This window comes from Myroides fluvii, assembly GCF_009792295.1.
Lineage (GTDB): Bacteria > Bacteroidota > Bacteroidia > Flavobacteriales > Flavobacteriaceae > Flavobacterium > Flavobacterium fluvii_A.
This window is the reverse complement of sequence record NZ_CP039934.1, coordinates 765,156-785,253: the sequence shown is the minus strand read 5'-3', so window position 1 is coordinate 785,253 and position 20,098 is coordinate 765,156. Positions and strand designations below refer to the sequence as shown.

The window sequence follows — 20,098 nt, the reverse complement described above, 5'->3', positions numbered from 1 at the left end:
CGTTTTGTTTTCTTATAGGAAAAGCCCTAAGTATCGTTTTACTTAGGGCTTTTTTATGATGCTATTTTTTTGAATAAAGGATTAATTGCGAGCGTCTAATTCTTCTTGAGGAATGGGAAGTTGAAAACGCTTGTCTAAAGGTGCAATGGATAGTTTTGTTCGGTGATTGCCTATTCGATTAATGCCTCTTACTAGTCGCTTCGCATCAAACCATTCTACCCCACATTCGCCGTATAATTCTTTTCTTCTTTCCAATAAAATAGCTTCGAATAAAGCTGTCCCGTCAACTGTAGTAACTTGAGCGGCTGTATCTCTATTTTGGCGGATTTCATCTAGTAATGCTTGCGCTTTTGGCTCATCACCTAAGTGATAAGCGGCTTCAGCCTCAATCAGAATTAATTCAGGATAACGAATAATAGGAATATCCGATTCAAAAGTAAACGCAAACTTTGATGTTGTGTATTCTTGCCAATCGCCCGCTGGTTTTTCGTAGAAATTACGGAATAAGTTACGCACGTCTGTTGGGCTGAATTGTTGAACAAATGCATCATTGATGAAAGTGCCGTGATAGGCCACAGCAACGTGATCCATCATGGCGTGGGGGTGTGAACGATAGTAGACCGTTTGATCAGTACTTTGGGGTAAAGCCCATAACCATTCTGTTGCTTGGATAGAAGCAAAACCCTGGTTGTATTCTGATGCTCGTAATATAGCTGCAGAATCTCCACCATAAGCTTCTTTGGCGTTTTTCTGAGCCAATTCCCATTTTCCCATATATTGATATGCTTGAGCTAAAAAGGCTTGAGCTACGGCTTTATTGATGTAGGATTTATTTTCTCTATTTTCATTTAAACGAGAGACCGCTCCTTCTAAATCCTCCGTGATTCTATTGAAAAATTCTTCCTTAGTAGCAAAGGGAGCTGGAGTAGAAGAAGGTTTGGTGTAAATTGGAGGAAAGGCATGGTGTTCTGGAGATAAATAGGCATCTCCAAATTCAATAGCCAACTGAAAATAATAGTATCCCCTAAGAGCTAAAGCCTGTCCAATCAATACGTCTTTATCTGCAGGGCTAATTTTGGTGCTTGCTTCTACACCTTGAATCAGATTGTTAACCTGATCGATGATTTTATAAGGCAAACGCCAGGAAAACACAGCTCGTGTGCCTGTACTAACATAGACCTGATAATCGTAATCATCGCCAAACCAAATCTGTTTTTGAATCAAATCCGTTCCTTTTACACTTCGAGCAAATAAAATACTGTGAAGACCTGAAGCCTCATCGTTAATCATAGACATTCTTTGCAATCTTAAAATACCTGATAAAAAAGAAGTCGCTCCTTCGTTGCTTCCAAAAACAATCTCTGGAGCAATGCTGTCTTTAGGCTTTGGATCATCTAAAAAATCAGACGAACAACTGAAGATGGTGCTGACAACTACAGCTAGTAGAACACCTTTTATAAGAAATTGTATCATGTGTATGCGTTTAAAAATTAATATTTAGTCCCACAGAAATTGTAGCTGATAAGGGAACGCGATAATTGGTCACACCATTAATCGCTTGTTCGGGGTCTATTCCTTTGTGGGATTGGAATGTTAATAAATTCTCCCCTTGGATATATACTCTGGCTTGTTTGAGCTTGATTTTACTCAATCGTTCTACAGGAAGGGAATACCCTAAGGTCAACGCTTTCAAGCGGAGATAGTTATTTTTATATAAAAATCGCGTAGAGGTTGCTGCAAAATTATTTGACGCATTCAAGAGGATGGGAGTATTTGTTATATCTCCTGGCTTTTGCCATCGATTTTCAAGATCAGGTGAGCTTTGGTACCCTTTGGAAATACCATCCATTAAACTCGCATAATCATTGTCATAAATGTATCCTCCTAAGCTAAAATTAAAAAAGGCACTAAAATCGAAATTCTTATAGGATAAGCTGGTATTAAATCCTCCAACTACTTGAGGTAAGGCCGAGTGTTTGTAATAACGAGTGGCTTCATCGTAATCTTTGGTAGTTTCTCTGCCAATCACCTGACCGTGAGCATCCACTAAATCTTTATACCACATCCCGTAACCATCATTCGGATCTACTCCTGCCCATTCTCTGATGTAAAAATCATAAAGTGAACGACCCGATTCCCAACGGTTTAATCCACTGATGAAACTATCTTGAGTCAAGGATTTGATTTTGTTGCGATCCATAGAAAAATGGAGGGATGTATCCCATTTCCAATCTGGTGTACGAAGAAGATGAGCGGTTAAACTGACTTCTAGCCCGTAGTTTTCAATGGTTCCTGCATTTGATAATAATTCTAGATTACCCGTTGAAGGCGCTTGAGGAATAGCAAATAGCAAATCAATCGAACGCTTTTTGTAGTAATCTACCGAACCTTCTAAACGATTGTTGAACAAGCTAAAGTCTAGTCCAACGTTAAACGATGCTGTTTTCTCCCAAGTTAAATAAGGATCTGTTAAGTCGCCTAATATAACCCCCGGATTGTCTAATTGATTGTACCCTGTTTCGAACAATCTCAAATAGGGAAAGTACTGGTCTTTTAAATTGTTATTTCCCAATTCTCCATAGGATGCTCTTAGTTTTAATAAGTCGATGTATGAATTATCCGCTAAGAAATCCTCAGAAGAAAGAATCCACGACCCACCAATAGAATAGAAGTTACCCGCTCGTACCGATTTGTCAAAGCGCGTACTCGAATCTCGTCTAAATGAACCTTCTATAAAATATTTGTTGTTGTAGTCGTAAGTCACTCGTCCTAAATAACTCGTCAAACGATCTTCTACTTCATACCCTTCAATACTTTCTAGAGCCGTACCACTGCCTATTTCTGAGTTCCCTGGTAAATAACCTGTTGAGGAAGCATAGAATAAATCTTGTTTGAAGCGGTAAGCTTCTACAATTCCATCTGCTGCTAGATGATGATCTCCAAATACTTTATCGTAGTGTAGCGCATTGATAAAATTAATCGTTTCTGAAGTGTCTTTGGATTTTTGTACGCGTCCTTGTACACTTGAAGCTTGTCCGTATTGTGCATGGTTGTATTCTTTGACGTTGTAATCGTATTTTTCATACGATAAGTTAGACTTAAAATAAAGTCCTTCGGCCAAATCTACCTTTGCAAAACCATTCCAGTTCAGAGATGAACGTCGATTCATGGTGCTATTGTTATAGAGTATGCCCACTGCATTTTCTCCACTCATGATAGGGCGTACACTGTTGGCATCTTTGCTGGATGCATTTCCATAATCGTAAATACGATCTCCTGCGGCATCGTGCACCAATTGCCCTTTAGCATCTCTTTTATATACGGGAAAAACACTGGGCATCGTGTAAATCCAGTTCATCGGACTGTATAAGTTGGTACCACTTTGCGTAGGGAAATTTTGATTGGAGCTGGCATAGGCTGTATTGACTCCCACTTGTAGCCATTGGGCAACCTGACTTTCTATATTTAAACGTACGGTTGTGCGTTCAAAATTTGATGTTTTGATCATCCCGTCTTGGTTGAGGTAGTTCGCAGCTAAGAAATAAGTCGTGCGGTCATTTCCTCCCGAAATGTTGAAATTGTATTCATTTCGGAAGGCTTGATTGCGTTGCAATTCCTTTTTCCAATCCGTTTCCCATAGCAAAGGATCTTTGACGGTCCAATTTCCGTTGTAAGCTACAGGTTGATTGGTTCCAAAAGGATTATAGCCAAAATAACTGACTAGTCCATCGGAAGCATGTTTGCGTGCTATGGCTTCATCTTGTCCCAAAATGTATTGGTAATTGTTTTTTCGACCTTCCCATAAATAGGAAGTATAGCCTTGTGTGTCCAATACCTTATGGGTTTGTACAGCATCAAAGGCAACTCCAGCACTCAATTTAACTTGAACTTCGGGTTCGCTATTGCGCTTGCCCATTTTCGTTTTAATCAAAATAACACCATTGGAACCTCTAGAACCATATAGGGCAGTAGAGGAGGCGTCTTTGAGTATATTGATCGCTTCAACCTGATCCGCACTTATGGAGTTAAGATTTCCTGAATAGGGAGCACCATCTAAGATAATGAGCGGATCAGCTGAAGCATTAATAGAACCGATTCCTCTTACTCGAATTGTAGGACTTTCACCCGGTTGTGAGCTTGAGTTGATAATGTTAACACCTGATACTGTCCCTTGAAGAGCGGTTACCACTGACGTGGCTACCTGTTTGTCTAATACATCGCTTTTGATTTGACTAATTGCTCCTACCACTGCTTTTTGTTTTTGTGTTCCATAAGCGACAATGACGATATCATCTAAATCAACCGCATCTTCAAGTAGAGTTACATCAAGAACCGTTTGTTTGTTTATTTGAATGATTTGGGATTGAAATCCGACATAATCAAAGTGAAGGCTGCTTCCTTCCTGAACGGTTAGGGTATATTTTCCATTTAAGTCGGTTTGTACACCTTGTGTCGTGTTGGCTATAGTAACTGATACACCTGGAAGTACATCTCCATTGTGTTCGCGTACTACACCTGTGATAGTTAATTGCTGGGCTAAAGCTATATTGCATAGCAAGAGCAGGCTACTTAGTAGTAGCCGAAGTTGAATACGTTTCATTTTTACTAAAAATTTGATTATTTTTAGCAGCATATAGAATTGACTATCGTTTTTGCTGCTTAAAAAACGATATAAAAAAAGGAGGCTCTACCAAAGCCTCCTTTTTTGTTTTGAAGAACAAAAAAATAATAAAGCTTTGTTTTCGTTAAGGCATACGCATGCTTGCCATTATCATAGAAAAATAAGACAGTAGAAGTTGCATGTTGATTAGCTTTAAAAAAGGGTTTATTATTTTCTCCATGTTATTTAATTTAGATCAGGAACAACAGTGCAAAGGTATATTATGGTTTTTTTATCTGCAATAAAGAATTAAATAAGGATAAAATAACTTTATTTTGTTGTTTTTAAAGAATAAAATTTCTTTATGGATAAATGTGATTGGTTGAAAGAGAAAAATTTACTGTTTAGGTACAAGGAATGGGTGTTTTTTTGAACGAATCTATGAAGGAAAAAAATCTTATAATTATTAATTTTTATCCTCTTCACTAGTAGAAGTACTAATTTGGAAAAAAAGCCTAATCTATAAGGTATAGATAGGCTTTTGTTTTAAATGATGATTTATATTTTATTAAGGTATTTCTTTTAAATATATTTTTACTTCATTAGATGTAGTTTTTATCCCTACCTCATAAGTTATTCCATCTTTTTCAAATTGATAAGTATCTTTAGAAGGACTACTATCACTTATAGTTAAACATATTTCTCTTGTATTTAAGTTATATAACATTACTTCATCAAAGACCGAGTCCTTATAAGGTAATTCTTTCCATCCTGATGGAATGGATTGAGGATCAAACCAATGATAGAAATTTAGTTTTACTTTTTCTTTCTTTGCTAAAAACTCTTTTCTTTTACTATCAAAAATATCAAATTCAATAAAATATAGCTTTCCACTTTTCCATAAAAAGTCCCTTTCTACATTATTAACAACACTTCCAAAATAGTTAAACATAAACGGAACCACAAGATAACCAATACCTGTATTTGTACGAGCATAGCTGGAAAGTAGAACATCTGTTGCAGCGACGAAATTTCCATATTTGTATCCATTAGCTGTCAAATTAGGCGAATAATATTGGCCAGTAAATAAATTATAATGACCAGTTGTATTTTCCCAAAATACTTCACTATAAGGAGCTTCATCATACGAGCCATAGCTAAAATAGGGGGTTATCCTGAAGTCAAAATAAGTGTCATTTTCAAAAATGTATGTAATTTGATTGCCATTATATTGACCATTTGCATCGTAATCAAAAGGCGATTCGTATCCAATATTAGCATCTATTGTTTCAACCTCTTTATTTGATTGAGGATCCACAACTAGCTTATCTTCTTTCGAACATGAGAAGATGGTAAAGGCAAGGCTTAAAAATAAAATTTTTTTCATAATATATAAGTTTTACCTAAAGTAATAATTAAAAATTAGCATGTAATGCAATAAAACTGTACTAATTGTTAATTTTGTATCTAGCCCTTAACTTATTTACTTAATCCTAAAAAAAAAGTCCCAAGCGTTAACTTAGGACTTTTTGTACTCGAGGCGGGACTTGAACCCGCACGAACATTACTGTTCACTGGATTTTAAGTCCAGCGTGTCTACCACTTCCACCACTCGAGCTTGAAAAAAACTCTCGAGCGAAAAACGGGGTTCGAACCCGCGACCTCAACCTTGGCAAGGTTGCGCTCTACCAACTGAGCTATTTTCGCAAGCGTTTATGATCGTGTGCATTATTTCGGTAATGCGAGTGCAAATGTAAAACAATTTTTTACTTGTACAAATACACAATCCCATTATTTTTCGAGTCTTTTTTTAAGCGTTTGGTAGTCAGGAAGTAAAAAGAAGTTTTTTTTTATAAAAAAATCGACTTAGCTGTTGAGGTAAGTCGATTAAGCGCTGTTTTTCTATTTATTTTTAGTTATTGCATCATTTTTTTTAGTTCATGTAGCTTCATCAAGGCCTCTACAGGTGTTAACGTATTGATGTCAATGACCGATAATTCATCTTTAAGACTTGCCAAAAGTGGGTCATCAATATTAAAAATACTCAATTGTAGATCTTGTTCCGCAGGTTTTAAACTCGTTTCCTCCTCATTTCGATGTGTTTTTTCGAGTTGTTTCAGCATTTTTTGAGCTCGATTAATAACGATTTGCGGCATTCCGGCCATTTTGGCTACGTGAATACCAAAGCTATGTGCACTTCCACCAGGTACTAATTTGCGAATGAATAAAACATTGTCCTTTAATTCTTTTACCGCAACATTGTAGTTTTTCACGCCTTCAAAGTGTTCTTGCATATCGTTTAATTCGTGATAATGCGTCGCAAATAACGTTTTGGGTTTGGATGGATGTTGATGTAGAAATTCCGCAATCGCCCAAGCAATTGAAATTCCATCATACGTACTGGTTCCACGGCCAATTTCATCCAATAATACCAAGCTGCGATCCGAAATATTATTCAAAATAGAAGCGGTTTCATTCATCTCGACCATAAAAGTTGATTCGCCCATGGAAATATTATCCGAGGCTCCCACGCGAGTAAATATTTTATCCACTACCCCCATGCGTACGGATACAGCAGGTACAAAACATCCCATTTGAGCTAAAAGAACAATCAAAGCAGTTTGACGCAAGATGGCAGATTTACCCGACATATTCGGTCCGGTGATCATGATGATTTGTTGAGTAGCATTGTTCAAAAATACATCGTTGGTAATATAAGGCTTGTCAAAAGGCAATTGTTTTTCAATGACTGGGTGACGCCCTTCTTTAATTTCTAAATCATAGCTATCATCGAGTATAGGACGGACATAATTGTTTTCTAAGGCCAATTGTGCAAAAGAAGACAAACAGTCTAATTGAGCTACTAAATGAGCGTTGAGTTGCACAGGTTGAATGTATTGCCCACACCAATGAACAAATTCTTCATAAATGCGCCCCTCGAGTTGGCTGATTTTTTCCTCAGCTCCAAGTATTTTGTTTTCGTATGCTTTTAACTCCTCTGTAATATAGCGCTCTGCATTAACTAAGGTTTGTTTGCGAATCCATTCGGCAGGAACTTTATCTTTATGTGTATTGCGCACTTCTATATAATATCCGAAGACATTGTTGAAGGCAATCTTTAAAGAAGGAATACCTGTGTTTTGACTTTCGCGTTGTTCCATTGCATCCAAATAACCTTTTCCGGTAGAGGAGATGTTGCGCAATTCATCGAGTTCTTCACTGATGCCAAATGCAATGGCATTTCCTTTGCTGATGGCTACAGGTGCATCAGGATGTATCGTTTGAGCAATGCGCTCTCTCAATAATCCACAATCGTGTAGCTGATCTCCAATAATTTTTAGCGAATCATTCTTGCTTTTTAACGCTTGTTCTTTTAGTGGAATGATAGCATCTAAGGATTCTTTTAAATACAAAAGTTCCCTTGGTGATACTTTGCCTGTGGCTATTTTAGAGGTTAAACGCTCTAAATCGGATATCTTCTTTATTTGTCCTTGAAAGTGGGTAAGAACTTCTTGTTTTTTGGTAAGTAATTCGACAATTTCATGGCGCTCAACAATATTCTTCTTCTTTTTTAAAGGAAGAGCTAACCAACGTTTGAGCAATCTTCCTCCCATAGGTGAGAGGGTTTTGTCAATTACATCTAAGAGCGTAATCGCATTAAAATTGCTACTTTGATAAAGTTCTAAGTTGCGAATGGTAAAGCGATCCATCCAAACATAAGCATCTTCTGCGATGCGCTGAATATTTGAAATGTGTTTGATGCGCGTGTGTTGAGTCTCTGAGAGGTAGTGTAATACCGCCCCACAAGCAATTACGCCATCTGCTAAATCTTCAATTCCAAACCCTTTTAAGGAGTTTGTCTGAAAGTGTTTCGTCAGTGATTCAAAAGCAAAATCTTCTTTGAAAACCCAATCGTCTAAAAAGAAGAGGTTGTAGGTTGATCCAAATTGTTGTTGAAAGGTAACTTTGTTGTTTTTCTGTACCAGAATCTCACTGGGATTGAAGTTTTGCAGTAATTTATCGATGTATTCTTCATCCCCTTCCGCAGTGAAAAACTCTCCTGTTGAAACATCTAAAAAAGCAATACCCAATGATTTTTTGGCAAAGTGAACGGCACATAAAAAGTTGTTGGATTTGGATTGTAAAACTTCATCGTTCAACGCTACACCAGGTGTTACTAATTCCGTAACCCCTCTCTTTACAATCGTTTTCGTCATTTTTGGATCTTCCAGCTGATCGCAGATTGCTACGCGAAGTCCAGCTTTGACTAATTTTGGTAAATAGACATTAATGGAATGATGAGGAAAACCAGCGAGTTCAGTTTCACTAGAAGATCCAGCGCCGCGTTTGGTTAAGGTAATACCTAAAATTTGAGCGGTTCGAACGGCATCTTCTCCAAAAGTCTCATAAAAATCCCCCACGCGAAATAATAAACAAGCATCAGGATACTTGGCTTTTATGTCATTGTATTGCTTCATTAAGGGAGTTTCTTTTGTCGCTTTCTCTTTCGCAGCCATATTTTGTGTTTTTAGGTATTTAGACGAAGTTACAAATATACAGTAAGATTAACGAGATAGCTAAAAGCAACAAATTTTTTACGACAAAGGAAGGTCGTAATAACGCTTCAATTGACGAATGGGAATGGACGTTACAATCACAACGATTAATCCGATTAAACATCCTATAGTCACCGCCAGAAAACGCATCAAAGGCGTCATTTCCGTTAGTCCCGTAATGGGCTGAACCAAAATAATCACTAAAGCGACCAGTGCTACACGAGCCATATTGAGGATTTTAAAGAAGTAGCAAATTAAGATAGTTAAGACAATGCCAAAGAGAATGACAAACAGATTTGGCGTGTGAATTTCCAAGCAGATCAATCCAACAACAGAACCAACTAAATTGGATTTAAATCGCTCGATGGATAGTTTTTTTGAATTTTGACCCTCTGGAGAAATAACCAATATAATGGAGATTATGGTCCATAGCGTTTCGTGATCCTTAAAATGAATAAAAAGATAGTAACCAATGCAGAAACCGATCAGGCAACGAACGGTATAAATGAGAACAGCAGAGGTTATCATTTTTTTTATTAATTCGTGAATCATATTCAATTTTTAACTTACAAAAGTATTGAACTTCATAAGGCTTAGCAATTAAAGGGTATAAAAGATTAGTTAAAAAAAGATTGTCATTCTCCCTGTAGTACAAAAGCAACTAGAGGTTTGTTTTTAATTTTCGTAGATTAAATAGTAGACTAGTATTGGTATAATCAATACTTTTGCAGAAATATAGTCCTTTATTATGCGAAAATTAGCCAATAGCGAATTAGATAGAAAAAGTGTTGACGAGTTTAAAACATCAGAAAAGACACCCATTATTGTTGTGTTAGATGATGTGCGAAGTTTACACAACATTGGATCTGTTTTCAGAACATGTGATGCATTTTTGGTAGAGAAAGTGTACTTATGTGGTATAACAGCAACCCCTCCCAATAAAGAAATACACAAAACAGCTTTAGGAGCAACGGAAACAGTAGCTTGGGAATACGTGAAAGATGTAGTTGAGGTAGTAGAGCGATTGAGAGCAGAAGGAGTATCTGTTCAGGCGATTGAACAAGTGGAAAACAGCGTTATGTTGAATGATTTTCAAATTGAAGAAGATAAAAAATACGCCTTAGTATTCGGAAATGAAGTCAAAGGGGTTTCGCAAGGCGTTGTCAATTTGAGCGATGGGGTGATTGAAATACCACAGATCGGAACAAAGCACTCCTTGAATATAGCAGTAAGTGCAGGAATAGTTGTTTGGGATTTATTCCAACAAATGCAATAAAGCGAAAAGCTCCAATACGCAAGCGTTGGAGCTTTTTTTATGTTGTCAATTTTGTTGCAATTTGATTGAGTACATGAATATAATCCGATTGGTTAGCGACAAAGTCTAAATCGGAAATATCGATGAGTACTACCTTTTCACTAGGGATAGTTTTTATGAAATTGAAATAACCTTGGGTTACTTTATCCAAGTATTGACCTGAAATGTCACTTTCATATGAACGCCCTCGTTTTTGAATATTTTCTAATAAACGATCTGTGTTTTGATAGAGAAAAACATACAAATCAGGTTTAGGAGCTTCTTTGTACATGATATCAAAAATATTTTGATAGAGGCGAAACTCATCTTCCTCTAATGTGATTTGAGCAAAAATTAACGATTTAAAAATGTAGTAATCCGCTATAATAAACGCTTTGAATAAGTCAAATTGAGCTAAGTCGTCTGAAAGTTGAGAATAGCGATCGGCCAAAAATGACATCTCCAGCGGAAAGGCATAGCGACTAGCATCCTGATAGAACTTGGGTAAAAAGGGATTGTCTGCAAAGCCTTCAAAAATACTTTTCGCGTTAAAATCTTCTGCAATACGATTAGTTAAGGTTGTTTTGCCTGCTCCAATATTTCCTTCAATCGCCACAAAGTTTAATTTTCGAAGTGGATGGGATTGTAATTCAACAGGGAGTACATCTACTTTTTTAAAAGTAGTTTGATCCGTACAATCGTGTATTAATTGAATACAGTTTTTTTTGAAAACGGGGTGAATCCAATCCAACTGTAAATCTACCATCGGTTGTAATACAAAAAGGCGATCCTGCATCAATGGATGAGGAACCACTAAATTAGGTTCATTGATGATCTCCTCGTTAAAAGCAATGATATCAATATCAATAATTCTAGCTGCATAACCCACTTGTTCCTGACGGATACGGCCAAGTTTTTTTTCCGTCTCTAAGATTTTTACAAGGGCCGTTTGTGCATCTAAAAGGGTGTGAATGACCAAGGCACAGTTAAAAAAGGGCTCACTTTCAAAACCCCATGCAGGGAATTCATAGATAGGCGAAGCTGTGATGACAGTGCCTACTTCATTGTGTATGAGATTTATAGCTTTATTAAGGTTTGCTTTTTTGTCGCCTTGATTGGTTCCAAGGGATAAAACCAGCGTGTTCTGCGTATTCATGAGACAAAAGTAAGTAAAAGAAATTTTAAATAATGCTAACTTTGTAGGAGATATTGAATGAAAATAAAATACTTATTTTGTAACATTTGTTCGATAGGAACTACTAATGAAATAAAACGTAATACTATGAAGTTTTTAAGAAATTTATTGGCAACAATCGTGGGATTATTTATCTTTTTCGGATTGTTGTTTTTTATTTTTATCGCCATTGCAGCAGCGGCAGGAAGCACTGAGAAAGTAGTGGTGAAAAATAATTCAGTACTTACTTTGGATTTATCAACTGTTCAATACGATTATGGTGGGAAATTCAGTTATAAAGATTTTAATTTTTCTGATGAAAATAAAGACGGAGTATCCAATGTTCTGATGGCAATTGAACAAGCCAAGGATGATGATCGCATTAAGGGAATCTCTATTCTCAATAACGTTTCATCTCTAGGTTTTGTGCAACGCAGAGAAATTAGAGAGAAATTACAAGACTTTAAACAAAGTGGTAAATTCGTACTATCTTATGCAAATGCGTTTACTCAAGGAGAGTATTATTTGGGGTCAGTTGCCGATACGGTTTATGTTAATCCAGTTGGAGCTGTTGATTTTCGCGGATTGTCAACTGAAATTTTATACCTAAAAGGACTACAAGATCAAACGGGGGTTCACATGGAAGTAATCCGCCATGGAAAATACAAAAGTGCAGTTGAGCCTTATTTAGAAAAAGAAATGAGCGAAGCGAATAGAGAGCAAATTACGGTTTTCTTAAATTCTATTTGGAGCACCTTAGTGAATGATATTTCAAAAAGTAGAAATATTAGTGTAGATAGTTTAAATGCCATTGCTACCAACTTGGCTGCAAGAACACCTGAAAGAGCGGTACAAGTAAAACTAGTGGATAAAGTTGCCTATGAGGATGAGTATCACGCAGGAATTAAAAAAGCATTAGCAGTCGCTCAAGATAAAGAGTACAACAAAATTGATGTATTAGAATATATTAAAGCAGATGTATCAAGTGCGAAAAAATCAACTACAGATCAGATTGCTGTGATTTATGCACAAGGACAAATCCTAAATGGAGAAGGAAATGTGAGCTTTATAGGAGAGGGATCTATCAATAGAGCCTTAAAAAAAGCACGTCAAAATGACAAAGTAAAAGCTATTGTATTGCGTGTAAATAGCCCAGGAGGTAGTGCATTGACTTCAGAATTGATTTGGAGAGAAATCGAATTAACGAAAAAAGTGAAACCTGTAATTGTTTCTATGGGAGATTTAGCCGCTTCAGGTGGATATTATATCGCTTGTGGTGCAGATCGTATTTTTGCTGATCCGGCAACGATTACAGGATCTATTGGCGTATTTGGTATGTTGCCAAACTTTAGTACGCTAGCTACGAAATACGGAGTAAATGCAGAACAAGTGAAAACACATCAAAATGCCACTTCATATAGTCCATTCCGAAAAGTGGATGAATCATTTAAAACGGAAATTACTGAAAGTATCGAATTTATCTATGAAACGTTTGTAAATCGAGTAGCTGCTGGTCGTGGTATGACGTTTGAAAAAGTAGATGAAATTGCACAAGGACGCGTTTGGACCGGTGTAGATGCTTTAGAAAAAGGATTAGTGGATGAACTAGGTGGTCTAGATGCTGCTATTGCATACGCAGCGAATAAAGTGGAAATCGATAACTACAACGTAGTAAGTTACCCGGAATATGAATTAAAATTTAATGATTTATTGCGCAATTTCTTAGGTGCCTCAATCATGCAAACACAGGATGAATTGTTGAAAGAAAAAATCGGACAAGCGAATTTTGAAATGATAGAGCGATTAAATTATTTCAATTCACTGAAAGGAGCACAGGCGATAATGCCTTTCGAAATTAAGATTCAATAGGTTAAGATTTACCTAATATATGGAAAGAGTCAACTCATCTCATTTGAGTTGACTCTTTTTTTTGTTATTTTGTATAAAATTAGATGATTATGAAAAAGAAAATTGCATTATGGGTCGGTGGAATTATAGTGGGACTATTCCTACTTTTACTTGCCGCACCCTTTTTATTTAAGGGTAAAATTCAAGATTTAGTACTGAAAACGATCAATGATAACCTAACGGCAACGGTGTCTTTTGACAAGGTGAATTTGAGTTTACTCAAAAATTTTCCCAAAGCAACAGTAACCATTGACGGATTAACCATTGTCAACAATGAGCCTTTCGCAGGGGATACTTTATTGCATGCTCAGACTATTGGATTGCAAATGTCCGTCATGGAGTTGTTTAATGGGGCAGATAAACCGATGAACATTCAAGAAATTCTATTGAAAGACGCGGCAATTAACGTTTTAGTCAATGAGCAAGGAATTGCCAACTACGATATTGCATTAAAAGACGAGGACGAAAAAGACGAGGAGGAAGAGAAAGAAGATAAACCTTTTTCACTGGCTTTACAGCATTATCAAATTGAAAATACCAAGATTACCTATACGGATCTAAGCTCGAAAATGAAATTTATCATAGAGGAGTTCAACCACGAAGGAAAAGGAAATTTAACGGCTAATGTTCTAGATTTAGATACGAAATCCAACGCAAAAGTTTCTTTTGTTATGGATGGAACCTCTTTTTTAAATCAAGTGCAGTTGTCTTTGAATGCGATGATTGGCATGGATATGGATCAACAAATCTACAGCTTCAAAGAAAATACAGCGTTGATCAACCAACTGCCTTTGCAATTTGATGGAAAAATTCAATTGTTAGAAGAAGGGCAGGCTTTTGATTTGTCTTTTGCTACACCAGATTCAGACTTTAAAAACTTTTTGGGACTCATTCCCGAAGCGTACGCAGGGGGACTAAAAGGGGTAACAACAACAGGGGAATTTAAAGTAGCAGGACAGGTGAAAGGGAATTTAACGGAAACGACTATTCCTACATTAGCGATTGAAATGGCGGCAAACAAAGCTTCATTTAAGTATCCTGACTTACCTAAAGCTGTAGAGCAAATTGTTTTGGACATGCAAATCATGAATAAAACAGGGTTGGTGAAAGATACTTATGTTGATTTGAATAAATTGTCTTTTAAAATTGATCAAGATGTTTTTAATGCGAGCGCAAATATTAAAAATTTGACCGAAAACCCACTTGTGGATGCGAAATTGAATGGGGTGATTAATTTAGCCAATGTGTCTAAAGCGTATCCTGTACAATTAGATGTGCCATTGACTGGAATTTTAAGGGCGAATGTGACAACCAATTTTGATATGAATTCGGTAGAGAAAAGCCAATATCAAAACATCAAAAATGCAGGGGATATTAGTTTAACCAATTTTCATTTTGCGTCAGATGCGATGGCAAAACCTTTGGATATCAAAGAAGCTGCTCTTGCGTTTAATACCAATCACGTGAGCTTGAATAAATTTATTTTAGCTACAGGTCAAACAGATGTAGCTGCCGATGGACGCTTGGATAATTTATATGGATTCTTATTCAATAAACAAACGTTGAAAGGAAATTTCAATGTTCGATCGACTAATTTTGTGTTGGCAGATTTACTAAAAGAAGAAGCAACAGCTCCTACCACAGAGAAAGATAAAACAGATAAAGCAAAACCAGTAGCACAAGGTGAGGCTTTAAAGATTCCCGCTTTTTTAGACTGTACCATTAATGCAGATGCCAAAACGGTTGTTTATGATAATCTAACACTTAAAAATGTAAAAGGACGACTAGTTGTAAAGGATGAAACGGCGCGTTTAGAAAATATGACGACGGATCTTTTTGGTGGAAAGTTGGCGTTTGCAGGTGATGTGTCGACTAAAACAGCTCAACCCAAATTCAATATGGATTTAGGCTTGAAGACCTTGGATATCAAAGAAACGTTTACGCAATTCGAGTTCTTAAAAAAGATTGCCCCTATTGCTGGAATTATTGCAGGGAATATCAACGCTACCATTAAATTGGATGGGCAGTTAGAAGGAAGTGATTTTTCGCCGATTATGAATACGCTATCTGGAGATTTAACAGGAGATATCTTGAATTCACAAGTGAATGTAGCCAATTCGAAATTGCTTTCTTCTTTAGATTCAGCCGTGAAATTTGTTGATTTGAGTAAATTAGATTTAAACAATAAACGCATTCATTTAAAATTCAAAGATGGTAAAGTACAAGTTTCTCCCTTTGACTTGAAAGTAAAAGATATGAATGTTCAAATTTCAGGAGAACACGGTTTTGACCAACAAATGAATTATGCGTTAGATTTCAAGGTGCCAGCGAAAATGCTAGGATCAGATGTAGCGAACCTATTAGCTAAATTAAGTCCACAAGAAAGCGCTAAATACGATGCTATTCCAGTAAAAGTAGACTTAACAGGTAATTTTAGTGCGCCGAAAGTAGGAACTAATATGAACGAGGTAGTGACGAACTTAACCAAACAGATTGCCGAAGATCAAGCGAATAAATACCTTGATAAAGGAAAAGATGCGTTAAAGGATTTGTTGACTGGAGGAAATAAAGGGAAAGAAAATGCAAATGGAGAGTCAACCCCAGAAGAGGAAAAAAAGAAAAAAGAAACGGAAGAAACCGTTGATAAGATAAGCAAAGGATTGAAAGATCTATTTGGCAAAAAGAAAAGTGAGTAAATAAAAGAAAAGTAAATAAAAGGAGTGAAGTATTAAAGTACTTCACTCCTTTTTTAATGCGGTATACTTAAGTACTTTAATGTTTCTTTTTAACTTATTGTGTCACAAAAAAAACTTGTTTTTGTGACATAATAAGCTAGGTGAAATGGAAAATTCAGTTCAAAATCAAATCGAAAACAAAATTGTACAATCCTATAAAGGACATGTTTTTTTTGCGGATGATTTTACCGCTTATGGTACCGCTGATAATATCCGACAAGTGCTTTTTCGATTAGAGAAGAAGCAAAGTATAGAACGAATTGCACAGGGTATCTACGTCAAGCCTAAAGAAGATCGTTTGTTGGGAAAGCTATATCCCAGTATAGAAGATATAGCCATAAAAATTGCAAAACGCGATAAAATTAAAATTGCACCTACAGGAGTTATGGCGCAATATTTACTAGGATTAACTACTTAAATCCCTTTGAAAGTGGTGTATTTAACCGATGGTTCACCTAGAGAAATTACCATAGGCACGAGAACGATTTATTTTAAACGCACGGTGCCTAAGACATTTTTGATTAAGGATAAGTTATTATTTCTCCTTGTACAAGCATTGAGAGCAAAGGAAAAAAAAGAAATTAGCCCTTCTTTTCTCAATTTACTATTGCCTGCTGTAAAGCAGGTGGATCAAAATGCACGAATGACTCAGCTGAAACACGCCCCAAGATGGATTCAAGAAATAATTAATCAACTTTACTCATCAGCGGTGTAGGTGGAATGACTTGAAAAAAGAACAAAAAAAGTAATCATAGAACAAACTAACCTTTCCTTAGGGTCTACTCGCTATTGCAGATGATAGGTTATTTGATCTATTAGTAGAACATCGACAACGAATGACACCAATAAGAGGATTAAATTACAGCAATCATAAAAAGGGTAAACTTCGTATTTTGCCACCAGAAGAAGTGACGAGTCGTTGGAAGGCTGATTACGCTACTATGCAAGAATATATGATTATGGGAGAGAGTTTGTCTTGGAGTGAATTGTTGAAAAGGATAAAAGATATTGAAAATCAATTGAACAGAAAATGAAGTATAAAAAATACCCCAAAAAGAGTCTAACTTTTTGGGGTATTTCTAGTGCTTCCTTTTTTATTCAATGTCAATTTGAACGACATAACCTTCATACGTTCTAATATTGAATACCGTACCGTCTTCAAATAGTAAATACTGCCCTTTTATTCCCTTTAAAACACCTTGATAAGCTGGCGTTTTATCTAGGTTTAAACTTTTTATTTTAGTTGGAAATTCTAACACGGGATAATTTAATTGACATAAATCTGCTGAGGTAGAGGCAAAGTAAGGTTGCACTTCTTCAGGAAGTTTATCTCCTAATGTATTTCTAATGGATAACAAATCAGTGTCGATGATATCATTTTGCAACATTTTTCGCCAATTTGTTTTATCTGTAAATAAATCTTTTAAAGCGACTTCTGTAATTCCTGCCAAATAGCGGTTGGGCACTTCAATAATGGGAATTGCACTTGAAGCCCCTTGGTCAATCCAACGGGTAGGAACTTGCGTTTTGCGCGTAACCCCTACTTTCACATCGCTAGAAGCTGCTAGATAAACAATATGCGGTTGTAATTGAACCTTGCTTTCATAAGCTAAATCTCGATCTGCAATTCCCAAATGGGCCGTGCTTAATTCTGGACGCATAATCCAATCTCCCACAGCAGGGCTCGCATAAAAACAGTCGTAACAAAACCCTTGGCGGAATATTTTTTTGTGTAAGCCACAGTTCAAACATTGGTAATCGACAAATGAAATTTTTAGTCGACGATCTAATACTTGATTCAAATTGATGAAGTTATTTTGAAAGACCAAATAGTATTCAATTGGGCTACTCCATTCCGTTTGCATTTTGTTTAAAACTCCTTCGTATAGCATAAATAAAATTGTTATTTTTGGGTAAGGAGTAAAAGTACAAAAACAAAATTTATTGTTTAGATTCTCTTTTTGCAGAAAAAAGGAGTTTACTTTATTAATAATGTATATATGGCACTGACAATTGTTAATTCTATTGCTTCATGGATTCTGAAAAAGAGAATTCATCAAATAGATTTATTTCGAAAATACCCCAATGAGGTTCAAAATGATGTTTTTTTAAGCTTAATTAAGGCGAATGAAAAAACTTTACTAGGAAAGCAATATGATTATGCGAGTATTAAAAGTTATGAAACGTTTGCAGAACGTGTGCCTATTTATACCTATGAAGAGTTTGAACCTTTTATAGAAAGGGCTAGAAGAGGCGAAAATAATATTTTTTGGTCTGAGCCTATTCGTTGGTTTGCTAAATCAAGTGGTACAACCAATGCGAAGAGTAAGTTCATTCCCGTTAGTAATGAAGCTTTAGAGAACTGTCATTATAAAGCAGCTAAGGATTTACTTTGCTTGTATCTCAACAACAATGAAAATTCCCAGTTATTTACAGGAAAAGGATTGCGATTGGGTGGAAGTAAACAGTTGTATGAAGATAACAATACGATTTTTGGTGATTTATCTGCTATTTTAATCGATAATATGCCTTTTTGGGCGGAGTTTAGTAGTACGCCTTCCAATAAAACTTCGTTGATGGCAGAATGGGAAACTAAAATGAATGCGATTATTAAGGAAGTGCAAAATGAAAATGTAACGAGTTTTATGGGTGTTCCCTCCTGGATGTTGGTTCTTTTTAATAAGATTATGCAAGAATCAGGAAAAGGAAGTTTATTAGATTTATGGCCAAACGCAGAAGTTTATTTTCACGGCGGAGTGAGTTTTGAGCCCTATAGAGAGCAATACCAAAAATTACTGCCTAGTGGTGACTTCAAGTATTACGAAATCTACAATGCTTCAGAAGGGTTTTTTGCTATTCAAGATCAAAATGGCTGCAATGAATTGCTCTTGATGTTAGACTATGGTATTTTCTATGAGTTTATCCCTATGGATACTTTTGGTACGAGTGCTCAGCGAATCATTGCTCTAAGGGATGTTGAAATAGGAAAGAACTACGCCATGTTAATTACTACGAATGCTGGTTTAGTGCGCTATTTGATTGGAGATACGGTTCGTTTTACGAGTTTATTGCCCTATCGAATTAAGATCACCGGAAGAACGAAGCATCACATTAATGTATTTGGTGAAGAGTTGATGGTAGAAAATACAGATCGCGCTTTGGCGAAAGCTTGTTCTTTATTTCAAGTAGAAATGGCCGAATATACAGTTGCCCCTATTTTTATGGCAGGAACAGAAAAAGGAGCACATGAATGGATTGTAGAGTTCACTAAAGCTCCTCGCGATTTAAATAAGTTTTCAGAAGTATTAGATCAATGTCTTCAAGAAGTCAATTCAGATTATGAGGCTAAGCGATATAACAATATGACCTTAAATCCATTGGTTTTACATCAGGCGCGTCAAGGATTATTTTACGATTGGTTAAAGGGAAGTGATAAATTAGGAGGACAACACAAAGTACCTCGTTTATCGAATGAAAGAAAAATTCTAGAAGAATTATTAGTCTTGAATAAGTAAAAATGGAAAGGATATAAAAAAGAAAAGCTCCCACCTTGTGGGAGCTTTTTTATTGCTAGCTAAAATTATTTAGCAACTTCTTCTGTAGCTGGAGCTTCTGTAGCAGGAGCTTCTTCTGTAGCAGGAGCCTCTTCAGTTACAACTTCTTCAGTTGCAGGAGCTTCCTCGATTGGAGCTACTTCTTCTGTAGTTGTTACTTCTTCTTGAGCTGGTTCTTTTGCAGTGTCTTTACAAGAAACAAAAGATACTCCCATCATAGCTACTAAAGCAATGCTTAATGCGATTTTTTTCATTTTACTAAAGTTATAAAAGTTAA

The 20,098-nt window shown here is 36.3% G+C and carries 13 protein-coding genes, 2 tRNA genes and 1 pseudogene; 6 read left to right on the top strand and 10 right to left on the bottom strand.

Annotated features, from left to right (window positions below; all coding sequences use genetic code 11):
• Positions 1-81 precede the first annotated feature (81 nt).
• The 7 genes from FBR08_RS03710 to FBR08_RS03680 all read right to left on the bottom strand — a co-directional run bounded on the left by FBR08_RS03710 (position 82) and on the right by FBR08_RS03680 (position 9,708).
• Complete coding sequence (locus tag FBR08_RS03710) at positions 82-1,473, bottom strand: RagB/SusD family nutrient uptake outer membrane protein (protein ID WP_158961472.1); 1,392 nt, start codon at positions 1,471-1,473, stop codon at positions 82-84.
• 10 nt (positions 1,474-1,483) lie between these two features.
• On the bottom strand, positions 1,484-4,600 hold the full coding sequence (locus tag FBR08_RS03705; RefSeq protein ID WP_158961471.1) for a SusC/RagA family TonB-linked outer membrane protein: 3,117 nt from the start codon (positions 4,598-4,600) through the stop codon (positions 1,484-1,486).
• A 568-nt stretch (positions 4,601-5,168) separates the two neighbouring features.
• On the bottom strand, positions 5,169-5,987 hold the full coding sequence (locus FBR08_RS03700) for a hypothetical protein (RefSeq protein WP_158961470.1): 819 nt from the start codon (positions 5,985-5,987) through the stop codon (positions 5,169-5,171).
• A 145-nt stretch (positions 5,988-6,132) separates the two neighbouring features.
• Positions 6,133-6,218: transfer RNA gene (locus FBR08_RS03695), tRNA-Leu, on the bottom strand.
• 16 nt (positions 6,219-6,234) lie between these two features.
• Positions 6,235-6,307: transfer RNA gene (locus FBR08_RS03690), tRNA-Gly, on the bottom strand.
• Positions 6,308-6,516: 209 nt separating this feature from the next.
• On the bottom strand, positions 6,517-9,117 hold the full coding sequence (mutS, locus tag FBR08_RS03685; protein WP_158961469.1) for a DNA mismatch repair protein MutS: 2,601 nt from the start codon (positions 9,115-9,117) through the stop codon (positions 6,517-6,519).
• 78 nt (positions 9,118-9,195) lie between these two features.
• The gene (locus FBR08_RS03680) at positions 9,196-9,708 is read right to left on the bottom strand and encodes an FUSC family protein (protein WP_158961468.1); all 513 of its coding nucleotides are present in this window, start codon (positions 9,706-9,708) and stop codon (positions 9,196-9,198) included.
• 196 nt (positions 9,709-9,904) lie between these two features.
• Here FBR08_RS03680 and FBR08_RS03675 point away from each other — a divergent pair, with 196 nt between their 5' ends.
• Complete coding sequence (locus FBR08_RS03675) at positions 9,905-10,432, top strand: RNA methyltransferase (RefSeq protein WP_158961467.1); 528 nt, start codon at positions 9,905-9,907, stop codon at positions 10,430-10,432.
• A 37-nt stretch (positions 10,433-10,469) separates the two neighbouring features.
• Here the strand turns inward: FBR08_RS03675 and folK are convergent, their stop codons facing one another.
• Positions 10,470-11,606 carry a 2-amino-4-hydroxy-6-hydroxymethyldihydropteridine diphosphokinase gene (gene folK / locus FBR08_RS03670; RefSeq protein ID WP_158961466.1) on the bottom strand — a complete coding sequence of 379 codons (1,137 nt, stop codon included), beginning with the start codon at positions 11,604-11,606 and terminating at the stop codon, positions 10,470-10,472.
• A gap of 126 nt (positions 11,607-11,732) precedes the next feature.
• Between folK and sppA the strand changes: the two genes are divergently transcribed.
• From sppA to FBR08_RS03650, 4 genes and pseudogenes are all read left to right on the top strand, one after another.
• Positions 11,733-13,493 carry a signal peptide peptidase SppA gene (gene sppA / locus FBR08_RS03665; RefSeq protein ID WP_158961465.1) on the top strand — a complete coding sequence of 587 codons (1,761 nt, stop codon included), beginning with the start codon at positions 11,733-11,735 and terminating at the stop codon, positions 13,491-13,493.
• 89 nt (positions 13,494-13,582) lie between these two features.
• Positions 13,583-16,228, top strand: a complete 2,646-nt coding sequence (locus FBR08_RS03660; protein WP_158961464.1) for an AsmA-like C-terminal region-containing protein — start codon at positions 13,583-13,585, stop codon at positions 16,226-16,228.
• Between the two features lie 145 nt (positions 16,229-16,373).
• Positions 16,374-16,982: pseudogene (locus tag FBR08_RS03655) on the top strand (DUF6088 family protein).
• Positions 16,983-17,103: 121 nt separating this feature from the next.
• A complete protein-coding gene (locus FBR08_RS03650; RefSeq protein WP_158961463.1) occupies positions 17,104-17,301 on the top strand; it encodes a hypothetical protein in 198 nt (65 codons plus the stop codon).
• A gap of 60 nt (positions 17,302-17,361) precedes the next feature.
• Here FBR08_RS03650 and FBR08_RS03645 read toward each other — a convergent pair whose 3' ends face one another.
• Positions 17,362-18,159, bottom strand: coding sequence for a DUF2797 domain-containing protein (locus tag FBR08_RS03645; RefSeq protein WP_158961462.1), 798 nt, complete (start codon positions 18,157-18,159; stop codon positions 17,362-17,364).
• Between the two features lie 108 nt (positions 18,160-18,267).
• On the opposite strand from FBR08_RS03645, the gene FBR08_RS03640 reads away from it, so the two are divergent.
• Positions 18,268-19,782: a GH3 auxin-responsive promoter family protein gene (locus FBR08_RS03640; protein ID WP_158961461.1), complete on the top strand. Its 1,515-nt coding sequence runs from the start codon at positions 18,268-18,270 to the stop codon at positions 19,780-19,782.
• A 65-nt stretch (positions 19,783-19,847) separates the two neighbouring features.
• Here FBR08_RS03640 and FBR08_RS03635 read toward each other — a convergent pair whose 3' ends face one another.
• On the bottom strand, positions 19,848-20,075 hold the full coding sequence (locus FBR08_RS03635; protein ID WP_158961460.1) for a hypothetical protein: 228 nt from the start codon (positions 20,073-20,075) through the stop codon (positions 19,848-19,850).
• Positions 20,076-20,098 lie beyond the last annotated feature (23 nt).